Genomic DNA, 13,294 nt, shown 5'->3' with positions numbered 1-13,294 from the left:
GTATATTTATCTCAGTCCTTTTTTGGTTATCAGGGAAACGACTCCATTCCTATATAAAGGGAATAACATAGCCCACAAAAAAGCAAAAACAAAAAAGACCACTCCATGAGCAATTAAACGAGCTACAGATGTGTTAAAGTGACTAAATACATCCCCTATCGAATAACAAAGAAGCACATACAGAATAATCCCAGAAAAAACCTTTAGAATAGTGGGGAGCAATACATTAGATATTTTTAAATACCAAGAACTGAGAAGCATCATCGCTATTCCGTATATAGAGTTCCCAAGCCCTAAACCAAATGCCCCCCAATACTTATACGAAGCTAAATTAACCAATGCATTACTCAATAGTGCAATAGCCATTACTACTAAAACTTGTTTATTTTTCAGATGCGAGCTTAATGCTTTTATAAATATGTAACCAACAACCTGCGCCCACAAACCAATAGCCATACCTTGTACAATATGAGTTGTAACAACAACCGATGTTTCATTAAACTGTCCACGCATAAATAGAAAAATCACTAAATCACGCGCATAGAAAAAAATAAAAAAAGACATATTAATGACAAGCAGAGCCAACCAACAATATAATTTTGATATTTTTTTTCGGATAATATCAAGTGATTGAGAAGGCCATTCAGAGAGACCAGCGAAAGCAATAGGAACAGACAAAATGAAAACCACAGTGTCTGTTATAAACTTGGCGTAGTCAAGCGCGGAAACCACATCTATATTTATAAGTGAGGCCAACGCACGCTCTAAAGTTATATTACCTTGAAGTATTAACGGAAGTAATAACAAAGGTCGCAATGTAATCCAAAAGCTATTCATTACAAGCTTAACTTCTGATAGACGTATTACTTTAGGTAAAATTAATACACTACTTTTTCTCGCTCTAAAGAATATCCATACACAGAAAAAAACATAGCTTCCTGTAAACCCCCAGGCCAGATATAAAAAATTGTCATAGTAAAATGCACATAAAACACCAATAACCATTCCAATATTTTGCACTGATGCCCGCATAGACATTGGCTTATAATCGCCATGAGCCATCGATATATAATTGAGCAAAGCTGATATGAAATAGAATGGGCAGCAAAGAGCCATTAATTTTAATAAATGCACAGCCATAGAAAATGACTGTTCCCCAAGGCCTGGGGCCATTACTTTCACCCAATACTCCGAATGAAAATATAGAACAAAGAGTAGTAAAAAAGAAATCGTGGTAAAAAAAACAAACATGCAAAACTTGAATGTTAATGCAAGCTGTTCATTTTCTACAAGATATTTTTTATATAATGGGATTAAAGCAGAGTTCAAACTATCACTGGTCATAAAATTAATAGGAACCAGCGTACCTGTTTGCGCTATTCTGTAGGCACCATTAATATCTCCAGTACCAAAAAATTTTGCCATCAAAATTTCACGGAGTAACCCTAGCGCTTTTGATAACATGTTACCACTAAGTATCTGACCAATTGCTTTTTTCATTTAATTATCATCTAAAGAGCGAAATGTAACTTTCGACAGAAAACTTAAGCGTGTTTCTCTGTGGTATATAACTCTCTCTTCTTCCTGATTCATTCAGAAATTTTAATACCGGTTCAGCTTCAGCTTTATAAGGACTACACTTAAAAATTTTTCTGTTTGCATCGAAATATAAGTGATCAGATATAATAATTGGCAAACCTGCACTCATTGCCTCTAGCAGGTTTAATGGCAACCCCTCTACTCGCTTTGTCAAAAAGAGAAATGCATCTGCACATTGCATCAATTTTGCAAGTTCAGGCCTTGTTTTCGAACCAGCAAAAATAACATCACCACTCAAAGCCAAACGTGCAACATCGTTGCGTAAATTATTTTCATATGGGCCATCGCCACAAACAATATACTTAACGTTATTATGTATTTCCTGCATTTTCTTGAATAGCTGAATATTATTATCTACGCCTTTTTGCTCATGCAGCCGCGATGCCGAAAGGAATACAAGAGCATCCTGTGGGATACACAACTCCTCTCTCAGTTGCTCTTTTAGGAGCACATCATCGCTAAAAAGGGCTTGATCAATACCATTTTCAATCTTAATAACATTATTGCTGTTACAGATTTGATTCGTTGGAAAGCTTGTCAAATCATTAAATACCGCATCACCTACAGCCACAATCCAGTCAAAATGCTTGTAGTGTCTGGCGTCCCCGTAGAATCCTTTTATATTTTTAATACAAGAAAGAATTTTTTTAATTTTACCGGTTTTTATTTTTGATAATATCTCACCAACTGACGTGCCATGCGCCTGCATTATAAACTTGGCATTTGGAAAGTCATTCTTGTACTTCAAACAACTAAATGCACCTGCACTAATACTTATCACTGCTCTAACATTTTCTTTCTCAGGCCAGCCAGAGATAAGTTGTTCTGTCTCTTTCCACCACCCGGTTGAATATTCAGCTATCGGTATGTTTTTTAATGTAATAACATCAGGATACGATGAATTCTCTTTTACTGGTTCAGTTTTCAGTTCGGTTGTCACAACAGTGACTTTATAACCACTCTTACCTAACTCAACAGCCAGATCCCAGGCAACAACTTCCATACCACCTAAATGATGAAAAGGAAGCGAGCGAGAGAATATGATTATTTCATTACTCATTAATCATATCCTTATAGATTTTCTCTAATTTTTTTGTCTGAATATTAATATTAAAATGCTGCCGAACTCTTTCCCTTCCATTGCTACCAAATGTACGTTTCAACCCGGCATCACGTACCAAAGTTAGCATTCTCTCAGCTAGTTCATTACTGTTATTTTCTTCAACCAGAAAACCCGTCTTTGCATCTAGTACTACTTCTGGTATACCACCATGATTGGTGCCAATAACAGGTACTCCTGTTACTGCAGCTTCCAATAACACCATTCCCAACCCTTCTGCATCGCCCGTTTTAGCCGTTAAGCTGGGTAAAACCAGCATACTTGCCTTACGCATCCATTGCATTACCTCTGCATGGGGAATAGCACCAACAAACCGAACATTGGCTTCAAGATCTAAAGCGGTCACTTGTGCTTTCAACTGTGGTAATAAAGGACCATCCCCTACAATGACCAGTTGAGCATCTTTCTCGCTCTTTTTTATCTGGTGTAGAGCCTTCAACAGTACCGAAGTGCCTTTCTTTTCAACCAGACGAGCAACATGCAATATGATACCGGTATCTTCAGACTCATCTCTCTGCTGGTATTTATCAGTATCAATACCGATATAATGCTGAATCAGTTTATTCTCAGGGAAACCATTTTTTAGTGCCTGCTCAGCAATAAAATTTGATACGCAAATAAACTTGTCGCCTTGCTGCTTTAACGCATTCTGGCGGAACAGATAATTTATCCATGCAGGTGAGCGCGAAGCAAGGAGGTCTTTTGCTGTCACAGTAACATCGAAGCCATGCAGCGTTGTAATCAATGGTACTTTTACACGTTTTGCTAAAGCAAGCGCATACACACCATCAATAGCAAAATGCGCATGGATCAGATCTAACGCAGGAGTATTTTTTAGTGGAGTATCATATGGTGCAGCTGATGTCGTTAGCGCATTATACGCTTCTGAAAAACGTTCAGTCACAGAGCCATTACGATTAAGAACATAACTCGGCGTGTCTTTAACCGGCGTACCGATAATCTTCCGACCAATATAGCACTTGTTATAAGCCTGAATTGACTCAGCCTGTTGCTGTATAAAAACTTCAGATCCCTTGAATAACTGATTACGGAATATACCTACTGTTTTCATTTTATTTCCTTATCGTACTTCCGTATTGGCGTATTACCCGCTATACCCAAACCAAGCATGACAGCTAAAGCTATCATTTGATGTTGTTCACCAATTAACCCAAAGTTTTCACCGAAACCATGAGCAAACTGCCACAACAGCACCATAAGAAGTGTATAACCTATGTTTTTCTGTTCTTCGTTAGCTATGGTTGAAATAGCTCGCAAGGCGACTTTTACGCAAGCCAGCATAAATGCAGCCCCCATAAGTGATGCCAACACACCGGATTTGGACCATAAGTAAATCAGTGTGTTATGAGGAGGGAGAAAATAGTCTGTGTGCTTACTGTAATCCGCTTCCCAGCCACCAAACCCTTGCCCCATAATAGGGTTTTTAATAAATTCCCCCAGGGCGTAGCTCCATATCTGATAACGAGTTTCAGCGGTTTCCGTTGATTGGTGCAGAAAACCATGTTGTTCCGCAATACCAGCAACAACCGCAACCATAATGAGTAATAAAGCAAAACTCCCACCAGCCAAAGTAACAACTAATCTACTATTTTTATTTAACTTTAAGTAAAAAATAAAAAGTGGTATTAATACAGCGAATAAAACACCTGCTTTTGATCCGGTAAAGAAAACAGAGACCCACAAAAAGAGAGCCATTAACAGTGAAATTTTCGATTTATGGACTTTAAAAATCCCCCATGCCATAAATGCACATACACCGACATAGCAGGCTGCTGCATTAGCATTAACAAATAGTACCCCACCAGCCTTCACAGGATCGTAGAAGTTATTCCTGACACCATTTAACAGACCACTAAGAACATTAGGCCCCATTAGATAATTACTGATGGGTGAAAGAACTATTGATAACTCCAACTGTTCATCAAGCCTGAACATTATTATTGTTACAGCCTGTAGGCAAACAGCGAATAACATTATATTGATGATTTCATACAATGCTTCTCTATTATTACTGGCGAGACAGTACACAGAGCTACTGATAATAATAAACTCAATATAATATGCAATATCTCTTATTCCCATTGATTTTTCTACTGACCAATACAAACTCACCGTACTAATACCAATTAATAATAGCAGTGAAATGCTTGTTGGTTTCGCAAGAAAGACATTGGCACTTTTAAAAAACTCTGGTAATAAGAGTGCAGGAAGAAGAAATGCAAGTGGGACATCAGACCCACCCAGTTGTACCAAATACAACTGAGGAACTGTGCAAACCAGCACCAGAAGCAACCGATGCTGTAAAGGTAGAGCAAGGCACAAAAAGAAAATAATCGCGCCTAATATCCCTAACAAAACTTCAATCATTTATATTTACCTGTGAGGTTTCACTAGTTAAATTCATTAACTATTAATCAACAGAAGCAACTCATCCCGCTTGCTCTCCATCAACGCATAATCGCCTTTTGTCTCAACATTAAGACGAAGTAAAGGCTCAGTATTGGATGTCCGCAGGTTAAAACGCCATTGTTCAAATGTAAGGCTCAACCCATCAGTGTAATCAACTGAAACGGCATGGGGTAAATACTGCTGTTCAATTTTGGCAATCAGCTGTACCGCATTGGTTACCTTGCGGTTGATTTCACCAGAAACAGGGAATTTCTCAATTCGCGCTTTCACCAAATCTCCCAGCGTTTTCCCGGTTGTCATGAGTAATTCAGCAACCAACATCCAGGGGATCATCCCACTATCACAGTAAGCAAAATCACGGAAATAGTGATGGGCGCTCATTTCACCGCCGTAGACTGCATTTTCTTTGCGCATTCTCTCTTTGATGAACGCATGCCCCGTTTTTGACATAACGGGAACGCCACCACTCTCTGTAACTATATCAATGGTATTCCACACCAGGCGGGGATCATGAATGACCTTCTCACCTTTTTGTTTACGCAGAAAGGCTTCGGCTAATAAACCAACAATATAATACCCTTCAACAAAGTTGGCGTTTTCATCAAATAAAAAACAGCGGTCAAAGTCGCCGTCAAAAGCGATTCCCATATCTGCGTTGTTGGCTAATACAGCGTTCGCAGTATCTTGCCGAGATTCTGGCAACAGTGGGTTGGGAATACCGTGTGGGAAAGAACCATCTGGGTTATTGTGAATTTTAATCAGTTGCACTGGCAGTTTTGCATCAGCGAAACGTTTTTCCAGTTCATCAACTACATGTCCGGCAGCACCATTACCAGAGTTGATAACAAGTTTGAGGGGTTTATGCCTGAAGTTATCAAGGTTCACATACCCCAGTAAGTGATCCACGTAATCATTCAACAAATCAATTTTTGTATACTGCCCGGGTTTGATACTCGCATCAGTAGAGAAGTTATTCTCTTGTGCAAGGCGTTGAATTTCATGCAGCCCCGTATCACCACTGATTGGTTGAGCTCCCTGGCGAACCAATTTCATCCCATTGTAGTTAATAGGATTATGACTCGCCGTTACTTCAATACCGCCATCCATTTCCAGGTGAAAGGTTGCAAAATAGATTTCTTCTGTACCCGACAAACCGATATCGAAGATATCACAACCAGCATCCATCAGGCCCCGGGCAAGCGCCATTTTGAGCGACTCACTGGTTTCGCGTACATCGCCCCCTAACACTACCTTTTTCGGTTTCAGGCATTGCGCGTAAGCACGGCCAATGCGCCATGCTATATCTTCATTAAGCTCAGTACCTAATTTCCCACGGATATCATAGGCTTTAAAACATGTTAATTTTTGTTCTTGTTTGTTGTCCATTTACTGAATCCTTTGAACATCATCTTCACCTAAATAACTGCCAAACTGGATTTCTAAAACTTCCAGGTCAATTTTCCCAGGATTTGAGAGCTTATGTTTCTTACCTACGGGAATAGTTGTTGATTCATTCTCTGTAAGGAAAAACGCATTGTTATCTACCAGAATGGAAGCTGTGCCTGCCAGCACGACCCAGTGCTCAAGCCTGTGGTGATGTAACTGTAAGGAAAGTTCTCCGCCGGGAATAATTGTGATGCGATTGACCTTATAACGTGTATTCATCACCAGAGTTTCAACATGCCCCCATGGTAAATACCGTGTTGGGTGCTCCCGGAATTCGCTGCGCGACTGCGATTTCAGGTATTCAACAACCACTTTTACGTCCTGAACACTGTCTTTATTCGAGACAAGCAATGCGTCCTTCGTGTTCACTATCACCAAATCGCTGACGCCCAATGTCGCCGTTAATTTGTCCTCACTGCGGATATAACAATCTCGCGTATTGTGGGCAAAGACATCCCCGGTAAGTGCGTTCCCATTGTTATCATGATCAGAGGTTTCCCACAGTGCGGACCATGACCCTACATCATTCCAGCCAGCATCCATGGCAGCAACAATACCCGCCTGAGTATGTTCCATCACTGCATAATCGATGGAATTAGATGGGCATTTTGAAAATACGTCTTTATTGAGTTTGATAAAGTCTAAATCACTGACAGGCTGCATCATTGCACTTCGGCAGGCGTCCAGAATTTCCGGACAATATGCACTCACTTCTTTGAGGTAGACTGAAGCCCGGAACATAAACATTCCGCTATTCCACAAGTATTCACCACTATCAAGGTATGCCTGCGCAGTAGCTAAATCTGGCTTTTCAACAAAGCGTTTGATTTTCCAGGCTGTTGATTCCCCTACTTGCTGCATATCTCCGCGCTGAATATAGCCATAACCGGTTTCTGGCTGCCCCGGAACAATACCAAACGTAACCAGTTTTCCTTGCTCAGCAAACGGAATGGAATTACGGATAACAGAGTGAAAAGTATCTTCATCCGCAATCAAATGATCGGCTGCCAGTACCAGAAGAATAGGATCATCACCCGTGCGTATAGCATGTAATGCAGCAAGGGTAATTGCAGGTGCCGTGTTACGACCGACGGGCTCAAGAATAATATTACCAGCCAGCTTATTCAGTTGCCTGAGTTGTTCAGCGACCAGGAACCGGTGATCTTCATTACAGATAACAATAGGATCCTCTACGGCTAACCCCTCAAGGCGGGAAATCGTGTTCTGTAACATCGACCCCCCCTGGTGAAATGACAGAAATTGCTTGGGCTGCAATTCTCGGGACATCGGCCATAACCGACTTCCTGTTCCCCCTGCCATGACAACTGGAAGTAACATCCTTCTTCTCCTGCTTTCTTCAATCAAGACTGGCTTGTGTGTAAAAAAGGCACGCTACCGCCCCTGGCTTACGCTACCAGAAGCAACAGGCGCAAATTGGCAGCGTAACCGCAGCTTCCATACAGGTTGAGGTCACGCCATGTAGATTAGGGCATAAAGCAGAGTCCGTCCTGGAATCTGAAGATAAATTTTATTGGTGTTATATAAGAGAAAAAGACCACCCTGAAAGCATCAAGGTAGTCTCTTCAATTTACTGCATCAGTTGAGTTGGCAATCAGCCATTCGCTTCCAACATCTTCTCAATGCTCTTACGGAACTTCTGCCCTTCTTTCAGGTTACGCAGGCCGTAGTTCACAAACGCCTGCATGTAACCCATTTTTTTGCCGCAGTCGTAGCTTTCGCCTGTCATCAGGGTGGCTTCAACTGGCTGGGTTTGGTTCAGTTCGGCAATGGCGTCGGTAAGCTGGATACGGCCCCAGGCACCGGGTTGTGTGCGAGCCAGAATCGGCCAGATATCTGCAGAGAGCACATAGCGGCCAACGGCCATCAGGTCTGATTCCATTACCTGGGGTTCGTCTGGCTTCTCGATAAAGTCCACAATACGGCTAACTTTACCTTCGTTTTCCAGCGGCTCTTCGGTTTTGATAATGGAATACTGCGATAAATCGCCGTCCATACGTTTCGCCAGCACCTGGCTGCGGCCGTGCTCATTGAAGCGGGCAATCATGGCAGCAAGGTTGTAGCGCAACGGGTCTGCACTGGCGTTATCAATCACTACGTCTGGCAGAACCACCACAAACGGGTTGTCGCCAATGGTTGGGTGTGCACACATAATGGAGTGGCCCAGCCCAAGCGGCTGCGCCTGGCGAACGTTCATAATCGTTACGCCTGGCGGGCAAATAGACTGAACTTCAGCAAGCAACTGGCGTTTAACACGCTGTTCCAGCAGGGCTTCAAGCTCATAGGAAGTATCGAAGTGGTTTTCTACGGCATTCTTAGAGGAATGGGTAACCAGAACAATCTCTTTGATCCCTGCGGCCACAATTTCATCGACAATGTACTGAATCATGGGTTTGTCGACGATGGGTAGCATTTCTTTAGGAATTGCCTTGGTGGCTGGCAGCATTGCCATTCCCAAACCGGCTACCGGAATAACGGCCTTCAAATTACTCATGTTCACTCCCACCTCACTGGTTGAGGAATTATAGTCCTTTGGCACTCTCGCGCCAGCACGTTTTGTTAACAGTGCCTGGCTCGCCATCTTAGCGCCCGGCACAATCGAAATAAATTGAAAAATTTGCTTTTCAGCATTATCCGTACAGGGCATAACCAGTTGTCAGCTTACGTATGCCAAATTTTCAAAAACGGCTATGCTCCGCGGCGCGGTAGTGCAAAATTCAGCTGTTTGGTGTTTACATGCACCTGGTCGATACGGTCGATATCCACCGAAGCGCTGCCATGGGTATCTACCGCATGCACGTTCGCCATAGATAACAGCGTGTCTTCCCGTGCTGAAAAGTGCCCGCGCACATCTTTACGTAAATCGAAATGCAATTTTAATGCCGGGCCGTCTGCCCGGTCGCGAACCACGTTGATATCGCGCAAAAACAGGTGCTGTGGCTTGTTATGCAATTCAATCCCGGCCTGCTGAATATTCAGGTTGGTGATCGCCACAAACGAAGTATCGTTGCCGGAAGAAATTTGAATGCCGCGCAGCGGAAGTTTTGCCTGGCGGTTATCCAGCCGCACGTCATTCAGTTTGAAATTCTGTGGAATAGATAAATACTTGCCGCGCACAGTACCGTAACCAATCAGCATACCTGCGCTATTCACCATATCTATGTTATCTATCACAAAATCATCACAACCATAAATAGCGACGGTGGCGTTATCAATCCCCGCTTTGCGGCTGAACAACGGGCTGATGTTGCGCGCTTTCACATTGCGAATCACAAAGTGTTTGCCGTTTTCCACATGCACTAACTGGCGGCAGTTACTGCCGGTAATATTCGCCACTACAAAGCGTTTTACCGTTTGGCTTTCCGGGTAGTTGTTGTCGTAGGTACTGCCCGCAAGCCCAATGCCAATGCCCCAGTTAATTTTGCCGTTGGTGCAATTAATGTTGTCGATAACATGGTCGGAAATCAGAATATCGCTGTCGTTAATCGCAACATTCCATTCCACGGCATCACCCTGCAAGTCGTTAAACCGGCAGTTGGTAATGCGCACGCCTGTCATCTGGTTATGGAACCCCTGGCGCAGAATGGCGTAGTTGGCGTGGTGAACATGCAGGTTATCTATGGTGAGGTCACTCATCTTGCCGGGGTTACGCCCGCCAATATAAATCTGCATTACCGGGCCGAAGCCGGTCATTTCCAGGCCGGTGATTTTGTTACCCGAGCCACGCACATCCAGAATAATATTGTGCAAATGCCCGCCGTTTTGCCCTGTTACATGGCAGCCATCCTGCAACACAAACCGGCCTTTGCCATTGCCTTTAATTTCACCGCTCACTAACAGCTTTTTATTGGCGGGGATAAACACCGCGCTGTTGAAGCCGTCGCAGGTGAGCCCGGCCGGCACTTCCACTACATCTGCCGCGGCGAATGCCTGTTTAAAGGCCTCTGGCCAGTTGCTCTGGTAGAAGTTTTTGACACTCACAGTAGACGGGCCCGCGGCGCGGGCATAACGGGAAAGTAGCGGTAAGGAAGCCAGTGCTGCGCCGGTCTGGATTAACCGGCGGCGGGAAAGCGTTGATTTAAGTACAGGCATAAATCCTCAGTTTCGGTTTACAGCGTTTGAAGCAGGTCGGCGAGCTGGCGGTAAATACGCTGCTGGTTAAACTCACCTTCCACTTTGGCACGGGCGCGGGCCAGTACCGGCCGCAACTCCTCTTCACCTACATGGGCAAAGGCCTGCAGCCTGTCGGCCAGGGCTTCGGCATCGTGCTCTGGCACCAGCCAGCCAGATTCACCGGATTCAATCAGTTCAGGAATGCCGCTGTGCAGGGTAGATACCACCGGTATCCCCACTGCCATAGCTTCCATTAATGCCACCGGGATCCCTTCCATGTCGCCGTCCGCGCCGGTCACGGATGGCAATAAAAACAAGTCTGCTTCATCCAGCATGGCTTTCACTTCATGGCTGGGTTTAAACCCGGGCATAAAGACCTGGTCGTCCAGCTGGAATTGTTCAATCAGGGTTTTCAGGCGGCGTTCCCACGGGCCAATGCCCAAAATGTGGTAGCGAAACGGCACACCGCGCGCTTTCAGAATGCGGCAGGCTTCAATGGCAACGTGCAGCCCTTTTTTCTCTGTAAGCCGGGCCACAGAAACAATAGATAACGGCGTGCCGGGTACTTTCAGTGGGCGGCGGGAGAATTTCTCCATATCCACGCCCATGCGGGAAACCGTGATTTTGTCTGGCGGGCAGCCCATATCTTTCAGGCGGCTGGCCCACAGCTCACTGATAGGCAGCATCATGTCGCCACGGTTAAACAGTTGCTGGTATTCCGGGGTGTAATGTTGCAGCACTTCACGGTGGGAAATATCAATGCCGTGGAACACGGTGGCGATTTTGCCGCGCAGCGCACCCAGTTCACGCAGCTTGGCGGCACTGACACCCGCCGGGCCAAAGTGGGCGATAAATACATCGGCTGTGACGGGTTCAGGCAAGCCACCGCACACTGCAGACAAAATCAGGTTGCGGGCCTCGTTGCCGTAGCGCTTCATGTTCAGCGCCCGCCAGGTGCTGGCTCGCCCCAGGCCTTTCAGGGTTTGCGACAGCCGGTATTTCATTTTGGCTCCGCGCCCTTCGGGTTCATCCAGCAGGTAGTGGGTTTTCGCCGCCAGGTTGTACTGGGTGTAAGCGGCGTGGGTGTTTTTGGTGTCTCCCTTCGCCAGGGAGACAATTTCTACCTCGTAGCCCATTTCAATAAAGGCGACGATTTGGTTGAGTACAAAAGTTTCCGAAGCAAGGGGAAACTTCAGCAGAAAAAAGCAAACTTTCATGGCTTATTTGGCCTCCAGCACCCGGTCAATGACGCTTTTCACCATGGCCATGCCACTGGCGCGTTCGGCATCCACTGCCGGTTTAAGACGGGCATTCAGGGAATCGAGCTGGCCCAGGGTATCGGCCACTAACCCGGCCAGTGAGCCATCCAGCAACTGGCGAATGTCTATGGCCATTTCTGGCAGGCCCAGTTGCTGCATAATGCCGGCGGATTTGTGTTCGTAGTTGATGGCAATCGCCGGTGTGCCAAAGTTCATGGAGATAATGGCGGAGTGCAGGCGTGTGCCCACCGTCAGTGAACAGGCAGCAAGGATTTTGCCCATTTCCAGGTCGTTCAGTTCATCCATAACCACATGGTAGTTTTCTGGCTGGTTCACATAAGCCGCCAGTTTCAGCGCCACCATGCGGTCGTCTTTGTTGTAACTGTCGATACCGGTACAGGTAGACAACGCCACCACCTGGTAGCCCTGGTCAATAATGCGGTTTACCACAGTGGCGAACGCCTGCTCGTAGGCTTGCTGGGTGGTGCCCAGGCGTTTGTCGAACGGGGCCAGTTCACGCAGCGTTACGGCAACTGTGGGCTTTTTGGCGATGGTATCCAGCCAGTGCTGCACCGCGTAACTGGGGGCAAAGTTGTCAACCTGGTGGTCCACCAGCCAGGCGGTGTCCACCCCGGCTTCCACTTTGCGGGTATCTATGTTGCTTTGCTTCATCAGATCCAGGCTAACGGATTCACGCAAAATCAGTGCGTCACAGTGGCCGAACACATAGCTTGCCAGTTGGTTGAACTGCGGGTCCTGGAACGGGCCCACACTGTGCCCAATCATATACACGGGCTTTTTCGCCATCAGGCTGCACAGCGCGTGTTCAAACTGGGGAACACCGTACAAATCGACAAAGAATGAGCCGCCCACCTGAATAATGGCGTCGTACTCTTTAAGCGCGCCAACAAAATCGGTAAACCCGCGCGGCAGCGTGATGTTGCGCATACGCCCGGTGTTGGTCACTTTTGCCAGTAACACCTGGTGCTGGTAACGGCGGCGCAATACTTTCTTCACCCGCCCTACCAGGCCGCTGGCGTTCAGGTGTTGTTTCATTTGTTTGTACAGTGGGTCGCCCATTACTGGCCTGTCCAGCAACCATGCGGAACTGACAGGGTAACGGCTCATGACATCCACATCGGCCTGGGGCGCAATGGTGGCAATGGCATCGATAAGGCCACGTAAAATGGCACTGTCGCCACGGTTGCCGCAGGTGTGATTGCCAAGAATCAGTAATTTCATACAGACCTCTTAATGGGGTTCTTCCGTTCAGCATCGGGGTGTCCTCACCCCGCCCGTAATCCGGGAA

At 45.6% G+C, this 13,294-nt stretch carries 10 protein-coding genes; all 10 read right to left on the bottom strand.

Annotated features, from left to right (window positions below; translation table 11 throughout):
* Positions 1-6 precede the first annotated feature (6 nt).
* The 10 genes from murJ to wcaK all read right to left on the bottom strand — a co-directional run bounded on the left by murJ (position 7) and on the right by wcaK (position 13,227).
* Positions 7-1,500 (bottom strand): murein biosynthesis integral membrane protein MurJ, encoded by a 1,494-nt coding sequence (gene murJ, locus DT73_RS21745; protein ID WP_036115108.1) that lies wholly within the window; start codon positions 1,498-1,500, stop codon positions 7-9.
* 7 nt (positions 1,501-1,507) lie between these two features.
* Positions 1,508-2,659, bottom strand: coding sequence for a glycosyltransferase family 4 protein (locus tag DT73_RS21740; protein ID WP_036115106.1), 1,152 nt, complete (start codon positions 2,657-2,659; stop codon positions 1,508-1,510).
* Complete coding sequence (locus DT73_RS21735; protein ID WP_036115103.1) at positions 2,652-3,791, bottom strand: glycosyltransferase; 1,140 nt, start codon at positions 3,789-3,791, stop codon at positions 2,652-2,654. Before DT73_RS21735 ends, DT73_RS21740 begins: the two co-directional genes overlap by 8 nt.
* A complete protein-coding gene (locus tag DT73_RS21730; protein WP_036115101.1) occupies positions 3,788-5,107 on the bottom strand; it encodes an O-antigen ligase in 1,320 nt (439 codons plus the stop codon). Before DT73_RS21730 ends, DT73_RS21735 begins: the two co-directional genes overlap by 4 nt.
* Positions 5,108-5,143: 36 nt before the next feature.
* Positions 5,144-6,535, bottom strand: coding sequence for a phosphomannomutase/phosphoglucomutase (locus tag DT73_RS21725; protein WP_036115099.1), 1,392 nt, complete (start codon positions 6,533-6,535; stop codon positions 5,144-5,146).
* Positions 6,536-7,933 (bottom strand): mannose-1-phosphate guanylyltransferase/mannose-6-phosphate isomerase, encoded by a 1,398-nt coding sequence (locus DT73_RS21720; protein ID WP_036115097.1) that lies wholly within the window; start codon positions 7,931-7,933, stop codon positions 6,536-6,538.
* 274 nt (positions 7,934-8,207) lie between these two features.
* Positions 8,208-9,107: a UTP--glucose-1-phosphate uridylyltransferase GalF gene (galF, locus tag DT73_RS21715; RefSeq protein ID WP_036115325.1), complete on the bottom strand. Its 900-nt coding sequence runs from the start codon at positions 9,105-9,107 to the stop codon at positions 8,208-8,210.
* A 194-nt stretch (positions 9,108-9,301) separates the two neighbouring features.
* The gene (gene wcaM, locus DT73_RS21710) at positions 9,302-10,705 is read right to left on the bottom strand and encodes a colanic acid biosynthesis protein WcaM (RefSeq protein ID WP_036115094.1); all 1,404 of its coding nucleotides are present in this window, start codon (positions 10,703-10,705) and stop codon (positions 9,302-9,304) included.
* A gap of 17 nt (positions 10,706-10,722) precedes the next feature.
* Entirely contained in the window at positions 10,723-11,943 is a 1,221-nt protein-coding gene (gene wcaL / locus DT73_RS21705) for a colanic acid biosynthesis glycosyltransferase WcaL (RefSeq protein ID WP_036115091.1), read from the bottom strand.
* A 3-nt stretch (positions 11,944-11,946) separates the two neighbouring features.
* Positions 11,947-13,227 (bottom strand): colanic acid biosynthesis pyruvyl transferase WcaK, encoded by a 1,281-nt coding sequence (wcaK, locus tag DT73_RS21700; RefSeq protein WP_036115088.1) that lies wholly within the window; start codon positions 13,225-13,227, stop codon positions 11,947-11,949.
* Between the last annotated feature and the right edge of the window lie 67 nt (positions 13,228-13,294).

It is taken from the genome of Mangrovibacter sp. MFB070, assembly GCF_000705335.1.
GTDB classification, from domain to species: domain Bacteria; phylum Pseudomonadota; class Gammaproteobacteria; order Enterobacterales; family Enterobacteriaceae; genus Mangrovibacter; species Mangrovibacter plantisponsor.
The sequence above is the reverse complement of the archived record's forward strand: the minus strand, read 5'-3'. Positions and strand labels throughout refer to the sequence as shown.

Coding starts and splice junctions, on each gene's coding strand:
- murJ (WP_036115108.1), bottom strand. CDS start 1,500: ATGAAAAAAGCAATTGGTCAGATACTTAGTGGTAACATGTTATCAAAA.
- DT73_RS21740 (WP_036115106.1), bottom strand. CDS start 2,659: ATGAGTAATGAAATAATCATATTCTCTCGCTCGCTTCCTTTTCATCAT.
- DT73_RS21735 (WP_036115103.1), bottom strand. CDS start 3,791: ATGAAAACAGTAGGTATATTCCGTAATCAGTTATTCAAGGGATCTGAA.
- DT73_RS21730 (WP_036115101.1), bottom strand. CDS start 5,107: ATGATTGAAGTTTTGTTAGGGATATTAGGCGCGATTATTTTCTTTTTG.
- DT73_RS21725 (WP_036115099.1), bottom strand. CDS start 6,535: ATGGACAACAAACAAGAACAAAAATTAACATGTTTTAAAGCCTATGAT.
- DT73_RS21720 (WP_036115097.1), bottom strand. CDS start 7,933: ATGTTACTTCCAGTTGTCATGGCAGGGGGAACAGGAAGTCGGTTATGG.
- galF (WP_036115325.1), bottom strand. CDS start 9,107: ATGAGTAATTTGAAGGCCGTTATTCCGGTAGCCGGTTTGGGAATGGCA.
- wcaM (WP_036115094.1), bottom strand. CDS start 10,705: ATGCCTGTACTTAAATCAACGCTTTCCCGCCGCCGGTTAATCCAGACC.
- wcaL (WP_036115091.1), bottom strand. CDS start 11,943: ATGAAAGTTTGCTTTTTTCTGCTGAAGTTTCCCCTTGCTTCGGAAACT.
- wcaK (WP_036115088.1), bottom strand. CDS start 13,227: ATGAAATTACTGATTCTTGGCAATCACACCTGCGGCAACCGTGGCGAC.